The following is a 13841-nucleotide window of genomic DNA, read 5'->3' as shown; positions in this document are numbered from 1 at the left end:
CGGCCGTATCTTATCAGGATGATATAGCCATCGTCAGCACGCTGTTGGTCAGACTCAGCACCGCCGTGCAATCGCTGGGTATCGCCACGTTCTGGCTATGGCAGGAAAAGAATTCCTTTTTGCCCAACTGGATGCGGTCGATGGCCGCGCTGACGCCGTTGCTGATGGTGTACGCACTCAGCACCAGATCCGGCGCCGTCACAAATTTGAAGATCAGATCCTGTCCAGTATTGTTAAGAAAAACCGTCTTGGCCGGTTTGACAGTCTTGCGCGATGGGGTCTCCGTAAAGCAAATATTCATCGTTACAGCACCCGGAAAAAGCCGGCCGGGCGCTCCGGACGATGACACACCATGCCCACGCTGATGCGTCGGCCATCATCCACCGGCAGCGTGGACGCGTGCATCTGCTTCAGGCCGAAATCAGCCTCGTTGCTATCCTCGCCCTCCAGCCAGGCGACCGTGGCCAGACCGCGCTCCAGCATCTGCGCGCAGCAAGCACTGGAACCGTACACCCCCACCTTATAGTGCCGCTCGGCCGGGCCGGCTGCCGCGAACGCCTGGTTGATGCCTTCGAAATAATGGTCGGCGGCGCCGTCGATCTCGGCCACATCCGGCGCCGCGAAATAAATGGCCGAGCCGGACGGCTGACCGATCACGGTCTGCGCCATCAGATAAGCGGCGGCGCCATCGGCACAACCCTGCGCGCGGCTGAAGTAACTGAGGTGCGCATCGGCCGGTTCCCACAACGCGCCGAGCTGGATGCCGGCGTCGGTCAGCGCACGCGCCTCGGCCAACGACAGGCTCTTGCCCGACTGGTGCGTGTAATAACGAATCGCAAAATCGATCCCCTGTTGTTTTATAGCTATTGCGTACTGCGTCAGTTCAAACGGTGCTTTCACGCCGATCAAAACAGTCATGGAGACTCCTGGGGTTTGTGAAACTAAAGCGATGTAAATCTTTAACTATTTCTCTCAAGATAATGTTAGTATTTATCTGTAACGACTGTAACTAACCCTTGGTGAATCGGCCTTCCGGAAACCTTCCGAAGACTGCAAGTGCTTGATTCTGCGATGGTTATTGAGAACGCACAGAAGGTTGGATGTGAATCAGAAGAGTTTCCGTTTTGGCCAGTGGCGGGTTGATCCCGCCACCAACACGCTCAGCTGTGGGGTGCTAAACCGCCAGCTGGAACCACGCGCCATGGACGTGCTGTTGTATCTAAGCCGCCATCCGCACGTGGTGGTATCGGCCGAAACCCTGCTCGACGCCTGCTGGGGCGAAGTCTCGCCCAGCGACAACGCCATCCACAAAATCATCACCCAACTGCGGCGCGCGCTGGACGATTCCGCGACCGAACCCAAGTACATCGAAACCATCCGCAAGCGCGGCTACCGGCTGCTGGCCGAGCTCAGCTACGACGACGAAGTCAGCCAGGGCAGCTGGTTGCACGCCTCGCCGTTCCGTGGGCTGGAAGCATTTGAAGAACAACACGCCGCCATCTTCTTCGGCCGCAAACTCAGCGTCGACCAGCTGGTGCAAGTGGTGGTGGCGCAAGCCCAGGCCGCGTGCGCGATGGTGCTGGTGCTCGGCCCGTCCGGCGCCGGCAAGACCTCGTTGGTGCAGGCTGGGCTGATCCCGGCGCTGAAAAGCGGCGCCGCGCCGGCCGAGTCCGGCATCGCCATCAGCGCCCACGTCCAGCTCGATTGCGCAGACATGGGCCAGTCCGGGCTGCTGGAAACGCTGGCTAGCGTGCTGCTGGACGCCGAGATTGACGACCGACTGCTGTTTGAAAACACCAGCGCCGCCGCCCTGGCGCAGCGCTTGACCAACGACTTGCCGGGCCTGATCGAGCAACTGCAGAAACAGCTGCCAACCATCCGCCTGCTGCTGTTCATCGACCGCTTTGAAGCCGTGTTCCGGCTACCGCACATCAGCGACGTCGAACGCGCCGTGTTCATCAACGTGCTGGACCAGTTGGCGCGCTCGGGCAGCATGCAACTGGTGCTGGCGTGCCGCAACGACTTCTACCCGCATCTGGCGTCCTACCCGGCGCTGATGAGCCTGAAGCTGAGCGGCGGCCACTACGATTTGACGCCGCCCGGCAGCGCCGACATCGCCCAGATCGTGCGCCACCCGGCACAAGTCGCACAACTGCGCTACACGGTGGACGAGCAAGGCGAAGGACTGGACGAAGTACTGTGCCAGGCCGCCCGCTCCGGCCCCGACAGCCTGCCGCTGCTGCAATACTGCCTGCAAGAGCTGTACCGCCAGCGCACCGCCGATGGTGAACTGACGCACGCCGCCTTCCACGCCATGGGCGGCCTCGAAGGCGCGATCGGCGCACGCGCTGAACAAGTCATCACCGCCCTCAAGCCAGAACAGATCGCCGCCCTGCCCCATGTGCTGTCGCAGCTGGTTCTGGTGGCCGAAGACGAATCCACCGTCAGCTCGCGCCGCGTGCCGTGGTCGGCCCTGCGCAACGAAGCCGAAAACAAACTGGTGCAAGCTCTGGTGGACGCCCACCTGTTCGTCAGCGACCTGCAAGGCGGCGCGCCCTACTTCGGCATCGCCCACGAAGCCCTGTTGCGGCGCTGGCCGCGCGTGGTCGCGTGGGTTGAAGAGCACCGCCAGGCGCTACAAATCCGCAGCCGCATCAGCGCCCAAGCCAACCGCTGGCAAGAAAGCGGCCGCAAGCGCGACATGCTGCTGCCATCGGGCACACAGACCAATCAGGCTCGCGAACTGCTCCAGCACGGCGCCCTGAGCTTCACCACGCAAGAACAAAACTTCATCCAAGCCTCGCTCCAAAGCGTGCGCCGTAATGAACGCGTTCGGATGGGCGTGATGATCGTTGTCACCTGCCTTGCTATGTTAGCAGGGGGCTTGGGCCTCGCCGCCCGCTCAGCCCAATCTCAAGCAGAACAAAATCGTGCAGATGCCGAAAGTCTCATGACATACATGCTAGGAGAATTCGTCGAAAAACTGCGCCCTCTAGGCAAGTTAGATTTGCTCGATAGCGTAAGCAATAGGGCTCTACTTTATCTTTCTGATAAAAGTAAAGCTGATGGAAACGACGAAGCACTTGCTCAACGAGCAAAGTCTCTACAACTAATTTCTGAAGTAAAAATAGCTCGAGCCGATTCAATAGGTGCCAATACTGCATTATTAGCTGGTCGCAACATTTTGCATCAACAACTGCAAGCCAAGCCCGTTGACACCACGCTGTTAAAAAGTGCGGGTGAAAATGCGTTTTGGCTAGGACAAATCCATTTTGATCGCAAAGAATGGGAAAAAGCACAACAGTATTTTGACGAATACCGAGTATTGAGCGATCGACTAGCTGCAGCAAACCCCACAGACGCAGAAGGTTGGATTGAACAATCCTTCGCGCACAATACTTTAGGAACTTTAGCCCTTCAACGTAGTGATGTAGAACGTGCATCTAAAGAATTTGAGCTTTCCGTTGAATTAAAGGCGCTCGCACATAAAAAGAATCCCAATGACAAACGACTTACCGCAAATTTAGGCGATACACTATCGTGGTTAGCCAGTACCAAGATGCAGTTAGGATATTTAAGGGAAGCTGAGGCACTATCGGAGCAAGAATTACGTTTATTAGAAAAACTGCATAACGAAAATCCTGCTGATAACCTTTGGTTAAAACCTTTAGCTGCGGCTTTTATACATCAAGCCGAAGCAAAACAGGCCCTTGGTGATCTATCTGCAGCCGCCAGCAGCCTGAATACAGCACATGGCCTACTATCTAGCTTAGTATCGCGAGATCCAAGCAATCGGGCTTGGCAACGTGATCTCTATATCACTGATTTAAAAATTTTAGACCTCAATGAGAAGAACGTGACTCCTGCTCAAGCTATGGTTGACATTGAAAAATTACATGCAAATTTAGCTGAGCTGAGCAACCTTGAACCGAAAAAGTTGAATTTGAGAATGCTGGTCGCGGTTGCGATCCAACGCAAGGCCACTCTGCAGCTACATAATGGGAAGAATTTTGATGCAGCTTTAACATTGAAGCCTGCCTTGGCGGAATTGCAAACCGTTTACTCAGCCGCCCCCACTGATCGAGTCCTACGTAGCAATGTACTTGATTGTTTGCTTTTAAATGCAGAAATAGAACTTGCACAGCAAAATCCAGCAGCCGCTCAAGAGATTTACAAAACAGTGCTCACCACTCTCAGTCCATTTAGTAAAAATAGTAAAGATTTTCAAATATTGGTTCCTCTGGCAAAAGCATATATAGGATTAAATGATTTCGAACACGCAAACGAAATTATAATAAAAATAAATAAAATAGAATACAAAGAAAAAAATTACCTTAAATATATTTCAACCCACCAAAGAAAGTGAAGCCATGAGCAAACTGACTGCATCGACACAGTTTTTGAATGTATTAGTTCAAGTAAAGCCGGGCACAAAGCCTGGTACTCAATATACTGTCCAAACCGCTCCGGCAATCCCTTACGTAACGCAGCCTGACACTGTCATTAATTACCAAATCTATGACACATCAGGTTTTGATATTGTCTTTACGGGCGTGACTGTCGTTCCAGCAGACAATGATCAACTGAGTCCAGCAAGTGTTAGTATCAGCGGAAAACAACTGACCTTCACTGATGCAAATACGAAAAGCATTACTTTTAACATCATCTTGAATTTTAAAGATAAAGATGGTGTCGAATTTTCGCATGATCCGCAAATTCAAAACGACCCTCAAAGCTAGGAGAAAGTTATTTAGTGACAACCGGCTTACACTCACCTTAAGAATACCGACATATCCTGCTAACCATAATGCAATTCAAGTCCATTCAATACAACAGCCAAAACTACGGGGCCCGTTTAATTGTCACAGGAGCTGTGCATGGTAACGAGACCTGCGGAACTAGGGCGATTCTGCAAGTGATGCAGGAGTTGGATGATGGTGTGTTAGTGATACGACGTGGTGGTGTGACGTTTGTTCCAGTCACCAATCCGCTCGCCTATGCCAAAGGCGAGCGGGCTGGGGAGCGGAATTTGAATCGGGATTTATTCCCGAAAGCTGAGCCGAAGGATTTTGAGGATCGGGTGGCGAATTGGCTGTGCCCGCTGTTGGCGCAGCATGATGTGCTGCTCGATCTGCATTCGTTTAATGCGGCCAGCGAGCCGTTTGTGATGGTCGGGCCACGGAATAATGATGGGCCGTTGGAGCCGTTTAAGCATGAGGAGCAGGAGCGCGCGCTGGCGCGTCGGCTTGGTGTGCGGCGGTTTGTCGATGGCTGGCTGCGGACTTATGGCGATGGTGTCCAGCGTCGCATGGGCGGCAGCGATGAATTGCAGAAGGTGCTGCGCTACGGCATGGGCACCACAGAATATATGCGCTCTGTCGGCGGCTATGCGCTGACGCTGGAGTGCGGGCAGCACAATGATCCGCAAGCGCCGGAGGTGGCGTATCGCGCGATTCTGAATACGCTGGCGTTCCTCGGCATGATTGATGCGCCTGAGCCGGAGCCCGTGGCGCCGGAAGACATGGAGGCGCTGAGCATGGTCGCGGTGTACGACAAGCAGCATGCGGACGACAAGTTCAGCCGCAACTGGTCGAGCTTCGATCCGGTTCGGCAAGGCGAGGAAATCGGTCGCCGCGCGGATGGCACGCCCGTGTTGGCGGAATTTGACGGCCGTATCCTGTTTCCCGATAGCGAGGCCGGCGCCAACAGCGAGTGGTATTACCTCACCCGCCCCAACCCGTCGTTTTAAACGGTAGAGACCTTCAGGCCGATGATGCCGCCGACGATCATGGCGATGCAGGTCAGCCGCATGATGCTGGCCGGTTCGCCTAGCACGACAATCCCATAGATGACGGTTCCCACGGTGCCAATGCCAGTCCAGATCGCATAGGCGGTACCCAGCGGGAGCGTGCGCAGCGCTAAACCAAGCATGCCGACACTGCCGGCCATGGCGGCCAGGGTCAGCACGGAGGGGATCAGTTTGCTAAAGCCTTCGGTATATTTGAGGCCCACCGCCCACACCACTTCGAGCAGGCCGGCCAAGATGAGGATAATCCAGGTCATGCGGCACTATACCAAAAATTGGTGCCAGGGCTCTAGCCGCCGCGCCCTTGCTCGGGTCATAATGCTCGTTCAACTCTTATAACAATCGGGAGCACACATGCATTTGGCAGCACAGATCGTCGCCGCACTGGTGGCGCTGGTACACGTCTACATCGTCTTGCTGGAAACAGTATTGTTCAATTCGCGTGGCCGCCGCGTCTTCGGCCTCAGCAAGGAGAAGGCGGAGATTGTGCGCCCCGCCATGTCGAATCAGGGTTGCTATAACGGCTTTCTGGTGGCCGCGCTGGTGGTCGGCTTTGTGCATCCGGACCCGGCGATCGCTTCGGCGTTTACCGTGTTCGGTCTGGCCTGTGTGGCGGTGGCTGGTGTGTGGGGCGGCGTGACCGTCAAGCGCAGCATCCTGCTGATTCAAACTCTGCCAGCCGTGATCGGCCTCGCTCTGCACTTCGCCGCCTGACCATGCAAACCAAGATTAACTGGATACTGATGAGCTGCGCGGCCGCCGCGCTGGTGTTCACCGGCTATAAGGAGATGACGCGCAAGCCGCAATCGCATGTGGTCGACGAGGCCGGCTGCGCGCCGGATGCGATCAAAAGCATCGACAATATCACCGAGCGGGCGATTCAATCGTCGCAGTGCGCGCAGCGCACCAAGTAGCGTTTACTTACGCAAACTCGGCAGCGTAATCGTCACTGACGGCGGCGCTGCCGCTGTTTCCGAGGCTGGCTTGGCGCCGGTGCCGCGCAGTGCCAGCAGCCAGCCGATGCCGTCGAACCAGAATGGCGAGCCGAGTGAGGCGGCAAAAGCGGTTGCGACCCAGCCTACCAGCGCCATCGCCAGCGCTATCACGAATGGCCATGCGCCATCTACGCCATCAAAACGTGATGAGGGCCAGCCGATTGGCAGTTGCTGCACGTCTTTCGCTTTCGCTTGCGCTACGGCGGCCTGCGCCAGTGCACTGGACGCGCCGGACGCGACGGCATCGGGAGGCTGGACAAGCGGCGGCGGCAAGCCGGCGGCGCGTATCTGTTCGGCCTTCTCCACCATGCTATCGCGCAGCGCGTCATCCTTCCACAGCCGCTGCGACAGTTGCAGCGCGTCGATGTTCATCGCCACCGCGTAAAACAGCCCGACCAGGAACAGCACGAATTGCGAGCGCCGCTTGTACCAGCCGCTGATGCGTTCCATCACGGTGTCGTACCAGATCCGCACCGCCGCTTCCAGCGCGGCCACGTCATCCGGCCCCTCGCCCATGATGGCCAGCAGCGTGCGCGTCAACCCTTCATTACCGACCTGTTCCAGCAGCATGGCCGCAGTCTTGCCCTTGCCGTACTTGGCCGTCAGCGTCGACACGAACGCGCGCGCGAAGATCTGCGACGGGATGTAGGACGGCATGCGCCCGCGCTGCGCCATCCCGGTAATCAGCGGATGCCGCATCACCTCGGCCGTCAGCGACGCTGAGCCCAGCTTGTCCAGCCCGAAGCCGCCGTGCCGCCGTAGCAGTCGGCTCAGCGACGGCAAGATGCCGCGCAGCCGCGATTTATGGTCCGGCTCGTGCAGCAAGGTCAGCACGCCGTCCAGCAGCACTTTGGCGCGGGTCTGGAACAGCGAGGCGATGGCTTCGCGCGTGGCCGCGCACAGCAGGCTTACCGCCAGAAAGGTGTAGGACAGCCCGATCAGCACATCCGCGTAATGACTCGTCATAGACCGCAATAAGTTTTGAACAATGTTCCCATAACATAAAGGATTTTCCGGCCTCCAGCACGCTTTTTATTTATATCGTAGAATTCCGATATTGAAATCGGAAGAACACGATACATATAGCCCACCATGGACATAGACGCTATCCACAAAGCCCTTGCGAACCCGATGCGACGCCAGATTCTGGCCTGGCTGAAGGAGCCGAACGTGTACTTCTCGGAGCAGCAGCATCCGCTGAGCCTGGGAGTCTGCGCCGGCATGATCGACAAGCGTGCCGGGCTGTCGCAATCGACCATGTCTGCCCACCTGGCCGTGCTGGTCAAGGCCGGGCTGATCACGTCGCAACGCGTCGGCCAATGGAGCTATTTCAAACGTGATGAAGCTGTGATCCAGGCTTTCATCGACCAAATGCAACTATAGGGAACCATTACCATGCCTACTCTGTTCGATTCCATTACCATCGGCGATATCACGCTGAAAAACCGCGTCGTCATGGCGCCGCTGACCCGCGCCCGCGCCATTGGCGGCGGCCGTGTGCCGAACGCGCTGATGGCCAAGTACTATGAGCAACGCGCCACCGCCGGCCTGATCCTGAGCGAAGCCACCGCCGTCACGCCGCACGGCGTCGGCTATGCCGACACGCCGGGCCTGTGGTCCGATGAGCAGGTGGAAGGCTGGAAGCAGGTCACCGCCGCCGTGCACGCCAAGGGTGGTGTGATCTTCGCCCAGCTGTGGCACGTGGGCCGCATTTCGGACCCGAGCTTCCTGAACGGCGAACCGCCGGTGGCGCCAAGCGCGATCGCCGCCGAAGGCCATGTCAGCCTGCTGCGTCCGCAGCGTCCGTATCCAGTGCCGCGCGCGCTGGCGATCGAGGAGCTGGCTGGCATCGTGGCGGCTTACAAGAAGGCGGCTGAAAACGCCAAGAAAGCCGGCTTCGACGGCGTGCAGATCCACGGCGCCAACGGCTATCTGCTGGACCAGTTCCTGCAAAGTAAAACCAATCTGCGTACCGACCAGTACGGCGGCCCAGTCGAAAACCGCGCCCGTTTGATGCTGGAAGTGACCGATGCGGCGATCGCTGTCTGGGGTCCGGACCGCGTCGGCATGCACCTGGCGCCACGTCGCGATTCGCACGATATGGGCGATGCCAATCCGGCCGAAACCTTCGGCTATGTGGCGCGCGAGCTGGGCAAGCGCAAAATCGCTTTCATCGCGGCGCGTGAAGCGGTGGGCGACGATAGCCTGGGCCCGCTGATCAAGAAGGAATTCGGCGGCGTGTTTATCGCCAATGAGAAGATGGACAAGGTAGTCGCGCAGAGCGTGCTGGATAGCGGCAATGCCGACGCCATCGCTTTCGGCAAGGATTACATCGCCAATCCGGATCTGGTGGAGCGCCTGAAAGCCGACGCCCCGCTCAATCCATGGAAAGCTGAAACCTTCTACGGCGCCACCGAAGAAGGCTATACCGATTACCCAGCCCTGGCGTAATCGATCAGCGCGGCTGCGTGTAGTTAATCGGAACGAACACGTAGCCGCCCTTGCCGTTGGCGCGCACATGGCCCAGCGCCGGGAATGACAGGTGCGGCGCGCCGATCAGATAACCCTCTTTGGCGGCCGCCGCGAACGCTTCCTTGCGCTCGGCAATCGCCACCTTGCTATCGCTGTCAAACGCGATGCCAACACCCGGATCTTCAAACTGCACCGACTGCACATGCAGCAGGTCGCCCAGCAGCACCAGCTTTTGTCCCTTGCTCTCCACCACGTAGGTGATGTGGCCCGGCGTATGCCCGCCATTGAAGTACGATTTAATCCCCGGCACCAGCTCGGTGTTGGCGATAATCGGCTGGAACTTGCCGGCCTTGACGTACGGTCCGATCGACACCTGCGGCCCCTGGAAATTATCCTTGGCCTCGCCCGATGCCTTGTCCAGATTACTTGGGTTCAGATAGTAATCCGCATCCAGCTTGCCGGCGCGGACGATGGCGTTGGGGAACACGCGCTGGTCGTTGGACGCCAGCCCGCCGACATGATCGCCATGCATATGGCTGATGTAGATTTCGTCCACCTGCTCCGGCTTGTAGCCGGACGCTTTTAGATTGGCCAGCAGCTGGCCCAGCGTTGGGCCGAACAGGCTGGCGGCGCCAGTGTCGATCAGCACCAGCTTGCTACCGGTGTTAATCAAGAAGCCATTGACCGAGGTTTGCACCGGACTTTTGAGGAAGGACTTGGCCAACGCCGCATTGGTCTTGTCGGCCGGCTGCTTGAGCAGCTTGTCGACCGGCAGGTCCAGCGTGCCGTCGTTCAGCACGGTGACTTCAAAGTCGCCCAGCGTGGTGCGGTAAAACCCCGGCGCCTGGAAGCGGGCCATGGGCGCGCCCGCCTGCGCGGAAGCGGCCACCAGCAACGTGGCGATGACGGCCCAGGGTTTCAGAGTACTCGTGGTCATGGCTCCCCTTGTTGTGAGAATTGTCAGGACCACTACAATACAACAAATACATGATTTGTGTTCTTCCGATCAGAACGTCATCGGCAGCCGCAACGACAGCTGCACGTCCGGCGTATCGCGCGTCAGCCCGGCGCCGACCGAGAGGTTGACCGTGCGCTGCGGGCTGATGCGGTAGGAAAAGCCCATCAGCAGCGTGCCCAACTGGGTGCGCACCGAGCCGGCCACCGGCGCGCCGTTTTGCCGGGTGCGGGCGATCGAGCTGTGGTCGTAGCCCAGGCTGAGCAGCGCCTTGTCGTTCAGCGCCAGGCCGATGCCGAAGTTGAAGCCGAATACGCCGCCGGGCTCGATTCGTCCCAGCGGCTCCTGCTCGCCATTCAGCACGCGCCGGTTGACGTTGTTGCGCTTGAAGTTGTACAGGTAGCTGACGCTGCCGAACAGGATGGCCGGGTCGCTGGGATACAGCCAGGTCAGGCTGGGCTGCAAGGCGTAGAAGCCAGAGCCGGTGGGCAGTTCCAGCGGCAGGCCGGTGCCGGTGGCGTCCGGCCCCACGCAGCGTTGTGTGCAGTCGGTCACCACTTCAAACGGATCGGTGCCGGTGCGCGATTTGAAACGCAGCCCGGCCACGTAGTAGGGACGATCGTTGCCGCCTTCGTTCAACTGATGACGCAGCGCCAGCTCGACGTCGCCGATGCCGCGCCCGCTGGTGTCGAACACGCGGTCGACGCCGGTACCGGTGAACACTTCGCGGCTGACGGTGGAGTCGGACCGGTACACATACGGCAGCTTGATTTCCAGCTCGGTGCGGTTGCTCAAGCCGTAGCGGCCGCTCAGCGTGGCGGTGCTGGTGTTGCGCTTGACTTCGCGCACGTCCACCAGTCCGATCAGCAGCGCCGGGATGATGGTGTAGCCGACCAGCACCACGCGGTTGCTGGACGAGTAGCCGAATTGCAGCGCCGGCTCCAGCACGAATTTTCCGCGCGGCGTCAGCACGCCGGGTTGTTCAAACAATGGCGCCACCGCCGGCGGCCGGCTGTCCTGCGGCGGTGCGTTGCCGACCGGCGTGTCCGGTTCGGCCATGACGGCGCCGCTGGCCATCATCGCTGCGGCCATGAGTATGGTTGCTTGCATGCGCTCTCCCCTATTTGCTGACCGCGCCACGCAGGGCGTCGCGCAGGCCGCTTTCAAAGTTAACGGCCTTCAGCAGTTGCAGATTGGCGACCGTGGTATCGATCGTGGTCTGGCTGCGAATAGCCTGGTCGTTGAGACTGTTCTGTACCAGCACACCTGCCAGCGCGTCGCTGGCCAGGCGTGCCTGGGCATCGCTCAACTGTGTCACATCGGGGATGGAAAAACGGGAATGCGATACAACAGTGTCATTGATCGAAACCAAACGTTCGACACCTAGCGAGACCAGCATGCCGTTGCCCAGATCAAAACCGCCGCGCGCCTGCTCCAGCTGGCTGTCGTCGACGGCGCTCCAGTCATCGGTGGGATCGGCATGGGCCGCGACCACGCTGGCCGCCAGCAGCACGCTGCATACTATTTTGCGCATGGCAGCGCCTCCTTTTAGAAGTTGCCGCTGCCGTTTTTAGACAGGGTGATATCGGTCAGGCTGGAACGGTTGATCGCCTCGCCCAGCGGCGCGCGCGGCGCGGTGCTCCAGTCGGCCTGCAGATTGAATTGCGGCTGCCCCGGCCAGTTATGGATCACGAACAGCAGCTTGTCCGGCCACATGGCTTCGAACGCGTCGCGCCGCAGCGCGCGGGTGCCGCCGGCAGGATCGCCCAGCAGCACGCGTTCGTCATCGACGCCCTTGATGACAACAAAGTGCAGATAGCCGTTCTCCACGATGCGCACAATGGCCGGATAACCGGCCTGCGCCAGCTTGTGCAGCGGCTGAAAATAGCCGTCGGCGATGAAGCCGTGCTGCGCCAGGTAGCGCTTCATGTCCAGCAGCGAAAAGCCTTCGCGCTGTATCTTCTGCTGGTCGCCGAGGGCATACATGGCGTTGAAGACCTCCGCTTCGCTGACCGGCGTACGATAGTGCCAGGTCAGCAGCGTGGCCACTGCCGCCGAACCGCAGCTGAAATCGTACTGCTGCCGTATGGTGGAGCGAAAGCGCGCCGCCTGCAGGCTGGTGACCGGCACCGAAAAACTGCCGCCGCCGTTGGGCGCCGGCAGATCGGCCGCGCTGGCGTTCAGCGCCAGCATCAAGGGAATCAGGATTTTCATTGCATGTGGATGTTGATGATGGTGGCGTTCTGTATCAGCACATTGGAACCGGAATTCTGAATCGCCACCGGCAGACCGGATGCGTTGCTGAACGCGCCGCTGCTGATGGTGTTGGCGCCGCTGCTGACGTTGGACGCCGAATTCGCCGTCACCGCGCCGTTCACGCGCAGCTCGTTACTGACGGTGTCGGCTCCGGCGTGCAGCGTCGCCAGCCGCTCCGGCGCCACCGGTGCGCTGTCGAAGCCGGCCGGATCGGCCACCTTGATAATCACATCCGGCAGCGGCGGCGCCGCGCTGGCACCACCGCAGACGGCCAGCAACAGCACCATCGCGTAGAAATAGGAAGTAGGCATACAAAATCTCCTCAGGCACGCACAAGGCGGGATGCCAGGCATCCCGCCCGTCAGGCTCAATGGCCCAGCGTCAGGTTGGACTGCACATTGACGCTTTGCTGCACCAGCGATGCGATGCCGCTGTTCTGCGACGCCACCATGATGCCGGCCGCCGACTGGCCGACGCTGGTCATGGTGTTGGACATATTGAACACGCCGGCGTTGACGCCGACCTCACCACCGGCGCCACCGGTTGCGGTGCCGCCCGCGCCGCCAGTGGCCGCGCCGCCGGTGTTGGTGCCGGACGAACCGCCCGCGCCACCGGTGCTGCCGCCACCGCCCGCGCCACCCGCCGCGCCGGCACCCGCCGTCGCGCTACCATTGGTCGGATCGCCATTGGTGGCGGTGCCGCCCGTGCCCGTCGCACCGGCACCTCCGGCTCCGGCCGTGCCCGACGTGCCGGCGCCGGTGCCGCCATCGGTCCCATTCGAGCCGGTGGCATCACCGCTTGCCCCGCCCGCGCCGCCGCTGCCGCCGCTGCTGGAGCCGACATACGGCGAGCCGTTATAAGCGCTGCCGTTGGACGATCCGCCGCCAGACCCGCCGGCACCGCCGTTGCCGCCATATGCCTCCGCGCCGCTGCCACCCCGGCCCCGCGCATTGCCGCCACTGGCGCCGCCGCCGCTGCCGCCAGTCGCCGCGCCGCCAGTGCTGCCGCCGCTGTTGTCAGCGTAGTTGCCGATGTAGCCGGTGGTGTTGCCGCCCACCGTGCCGTTCAGCGTGCTGGTGGCGGTGGCCGAGGTGGTGTTGAAGGAATTGCTGAAAGTGGAGCTCGCCGTGCCGCCGTTGTTCGCTGCCACGCCCGCCAGCGCACTGGCGCTGGCGTCGCCGATGCTGTTGTTATTGTTGTTGCGGTTTCTGGTGCTGCTGTCCGCTGTCGCGCTGGAGGCATCGTTGGCGCTGACGCCGGCGCCGGATTGCGTCACTGCGGTCTGCGCATAAGCCTGCGCACCAAAGGCCAGCGCGATGAGCGTGCCGATCAAAACTTTTTTCATGTTAACTCCTGA

17 protein-coding genes are annotated in these 13841 nt (G+C 59.9%); 7 read left to right on the top strand and 10 right to left on the bottom strand.

Annotated elements, in window-relative coordinates:
• Positions 1-13 precede the first annotated feature (13 nt).
• Both GJ699_RS01935 and GJ699_RS01930 read right to left on the bottom strand, forming a co-directional pair.
• Positions 14-301, bottom strand: a complete 288-nt coding sequence (locus tag GJ699_RS01935) for a hypothetical protein (RefSeq protein WP_154372566.1) — start codon at positions 299-301, stop codon at positions 14-16.
• Between the two features lie 2 nt (positions 302-303).
• Positions 304-918, bottom strand: a complete 615-nt coding sequence (locus GJ699_RS01930; protein WP_154372564.1) for a glycoside hydrolase domain-containing protein — start codon at positions 916-918, stop codon at positions 304-306.
• Positions 919-1102: 184 nt separating this feature from the next.
• On the opposite strand from GJ699_RS01930, the gene GJ699_RS01925 reads away from it, so the two are divergent.
• From GJ699_RS01925 to GJ699_RS01915, 3 genes are all read left to right on the top strand, one after another.
• Positions 1103-4366, top strand: coding sequence for an nSTAND1 domain-containing NTPase (locus tag GJ699_RS01925; protein ID WP_371867427.1), 3264 nt, complete (start codon positions 1103-1105; stop codon positions 4364-4366).
• A gap of 4 nt (positions 4367-4370) precedes the next feature.
• Positions 4371-4739, top strand: coding sequence for a DP-EP family protein (locus GJ699_RS01920; RefSeq protein WP_154372560.1), 369 nt, complete (start codon positions 4371-4373; stop codon positions 4737-4739).
• 68 nt (positions 4740-4807) lie between these two features.
• Positions 4808-5749: a M14 family metallopeptidase gene (locus GJ699_RS01915; RefSeq protein ID WP_154372558.1), complete on the top strand. Its 942-nt coding sequence runs from the start codon at positions 4808-4810 to the stop codon at positions 5747-5749.
• Here GJ699_RS01915 and sugE read toward each other — a convergent pair.
• Positions 5746-6063: a quaternary ammonium compound efflux SMR transporter SugE gene (sugE, locus tag GJ699_RS01910; RefSeq protein WP_154372557.1), complete on the bottom strand. Its 318-nt coding sequence runs from the start codon at positions 6061-6063 to the stop codon at positions 5746-5748. The two genes, GJ699_RS01915 and sugE, sit on opposite strands and share 4 nt — an antisense overlap.
• Positions 6064-6160: 97 nt before the next feature.
• Between sugE and GJ699_RS01905 the strand changes: the two genes are divergently transcribed.
• Together GJ699_RS01905 and GJ699_RS01900 are read left to right on the top strand one after the other, a co-directional pair.
• Positions 6161-6520, top strand: a complete 360-nt coding sequence (locus GJ699_RS01905; RefSeq protein WP_154372555.1) for a DUF1304 domain-containing protein — start codon at positions 6161-6163, stop codon at positions 6518-6520.
• Between the two features lie 2 nt (positions 6521-6522).
• Positions 6523-6720: a hypothetical protein gene (locus tag GJ699_RS01900; RefSeq protein ID WP_154372553.1), complete on the top strand. Its 198-nt coding sequence runs from the start codon at positions 6523-6525 to the stop codon at positions 6718-6720.
• Positions 6721-6723: 3 nt separating this feature from the next.
• Here GJ699_RS01900 and GJ699_RS01895 read toward each other — a convergent pair whose 3' ends face one another.
• Positions 6724-7767: a hypothetical protein gene (locus GJ699_RS01895; protein ID WP_154372551.1), complete on the bottom strand. Its 1044-nt coding sequence runs from the start codon at positions 7765-7767 to the stop codon at positions 6724-6726.
• Positions 7768-7893: 126 nt separating this feature from the next.
• On the opposite strand from GJ699_RS01895, the gene GJ699_RS01890 reads away from it, so the two are divergent.
• The gene (locus GJ699_RS01890; RefSeq protein WP_154372550.1) at positions 7894-8184 is read left to right on the top strand and encodes an ArsR/SmtB family transcription factor; all 291 of its coding nucleotides are present in this window, start codon (positions 7894-7896) and stop codon (positions 8182-8184) included.
• A 12-nt stretch (positions 8185-8196) separates the two neighbouring features.
• Entirely contained in the window at positions 8197-9252 is a 1056-nt protein-coding gene (locus tag GJ699_RS01885) for an alkene reductase (RefSeq protein WP_154372548.1), read from the top strand.
• Positions 9253-9256: 4 nt separating this feature from the next.
• Here the strand turns inward: GJ699_RS01885 and GJ699_RS01880 are convergent, their stop codons facing one another.
• From GJ699_RS01880 to GJ699_RS01855, 6 genes are all read right to left on the bottom strand, one after another.
• A complete protein-coding gene (locus GJ699_RS01880) occupies positions 9257-10210 on the bottom strand; it encodes an MBL fold metallo-hydrolase (protein ID WP_154372546.1) in 954 nt (317 codons plus the stop codon).
• Between the two features lie 69 nt (positions 10211-10279).
• Positions 10280-11338, bottom strand: coding sequence for an acetate kinase (locus GJ699_RS01875; RefSeq protein WP_371867426.1), 1059 nt, complete (start codon positions 11336-11338; stop codon positions 10280-10282).
• A gap of 10 nt (positions 11339-11348) precedes the next feature.
• On the bottom strand, positions 11349-11762 hold the full coding sequence (locus tag GJ699_RS01870) for a hypothetical protein (RefSeq protein WP_154372543.1): 414 nt from the start codon (positions 11760-11762) through the stop codon (positions 11349-11351).
• A 14-nt stretch (positions 11763-11776) separates the two neighbouring features.
• Positions 11777-12442, bottom strand: coding sequence for a C39 family peptidase (locus tag GJ699_RS01865; protein ID WP_154372542.1), 666 nt, complete (start codon positions 12440-12442; stop codon positions 11777-11779).
• A complete protein-coding gene (locus GJ699_RS01860) occupies positions 12439-12795 on the bottom strand; it encodes a hypothetical protein (RefSeq protein ID WP_154372540.1) in 357 nt (118 codons plus the stop codon). The genes GJ699_RS01865 and GJ699_RS01860 overlap by 4 nt, the downstream gene beginning before the upstream one ends.
• A 56-nt stretch (positions 12796-12851) precedes the next feature.
• Entirely contained in the window at positions 12852-13829 is a 978-nt protein-coding gene (locus GJ699_RS01855) for a hypothetical protein (RefSeq protein WP_154372538.1), read from the bottom strand.
• Between the last annotated feature and the right edge of the window lie 12 nt (positions 13830-13841).

It is taken from the genome of Duganella guangzhouensis (genome assembly GCF_009674535.1).
Lineage (GTDB): Bacteria > Pseudomonadota > Gammaproteobacteria > Burkholderiales > Burkholderiaceae_D > Rugamonas > Rugamonas guangzhouensis.
Note: the sequence above shows the minus strand (reverse complement) of the source record. Positions and strands in the feature narration are given on the sequence as shown.

What these genes read in the sequence shown, in the direction of transcription:
- GJ699_RS01930 (WP_154372564.1), bottom strand. Translation starts at nt 918, where the DNA reads ATGACTGTTTTGATCGGCGTGAAAGCACCGTTTGAACTGACGCAGTAC.
- GJ699_RS01870 (WP_154372543.1), bottom strand. Translation starts at nt 11,762, where the DNA reads ATGCGCAAAATAGTATGCAGCGTGCTGCTGGCGGCCAGCGTGGTCGCG.
- GJ699_RS01920 (WP_154372560.1), top strand. Translation starts at nt 4,371, where the DNA reads ATGAGCAAACTGACTGCATCGACACAGTTTTTGAATGTATTAGTTCAA.
- GJ699_RS01875 (WP_371867426.1), bottom strand. Translation starts at nt 11,338, where the DNA reads ATGCAAGCAACCATACTCATGGCCGCAGCGATGATGGCCAGCGGCGCC.
- GJ699_RS01900 (WP_154372553.1), top strand. Translation starts at nt 6,523, where the DNA reads ATGCAAACCAAGATTAACTGGATACTGATGAGCTGCGCGGCCGCCGCG.
- GJ699_RS01895 (WP_154372551.1), bottom strand. Translation starts at nt 7,767, where the DNA reads ATGACGAGTCATTACGCGGATGTGCTGATCGGGCTGTCCTACACCTTT.
- GJ699_RS01935 (WP_154372566.1), bottom strand. Translation starts at nt 301, where the DNA reads ATGAATATTTGCTTTACGGAGACCCCATCGCGCAAGACTGTCAAACCG.
- sugE (WP_154372557.1), bottom strand. Translation starts at nt 6,063, where the DNA reads ATGACCTGGATTATCCTCATCTTGGCCGGCCTGCTCGAAGTGGTGTGG.
- GJ699_RS01905 (WP_154372555.1), top strand. Translation starts at nt 6,161, where the DNA reads ATGCATTTGGCAGCACAGATCGTCGCCGCACTGGTGGCGCTGGTACAC.
- GJ699_RS01860 (WP_154372540.1), bottom strand. Translation starts at nt 12,795, where the DNA reads ATGCCTACTTCCTATTTCTACGCGATGGTGCTGTTGCTGGCCGTCTGC.
- GJ699_RS01880 (WP_154372546.1), bottom strand. Translation starts at nt 10,210, where the DNA reads ATGACCACGAGTACTCTGAAACCCTGGGCCGTCATCGCCACGTTGCTG.
- GJ699_RS01855 (WP_154372538.1), bottom strand. Translation starts at nt 13,829, where the DNA reads ATGAAAAAAGTTTTGATCGGCACGCTCATCGCGCTGGCCTTTGGTGCG.
- GJ699_RS01890 (WP_154372550.1), top strand. Translation starts at nt 7,894, where the DNA reads ATGGACATAGACGCTATCCACAAAGCCCTTGCGAACCCGATGCGACGC.
- GJ699_RS01915 (WP_154372558.1), top strand. Translation starts at nt 4,808, where the DNA reads ATGCAATTCAAGTCCATTCAATACAACAGCCAAAACTACGGGGCCCGT.
- GJ699_RS01885 (WP_154372548.1), top strand. Translation starts at nt 8,197, where the DNA reads ATGCCTACTCTGTTCGATTCCATTACCATCGGCGATATCACGCTGAAA.
- GJ699_RS01865 (WP_154372542.1), bottom strand. Translation starts at nt 12,442, where the DNA reads ATGAAAATCCTGATTCCCTTGATGCTGGCGCTGAACGCCAGCGCGGCC.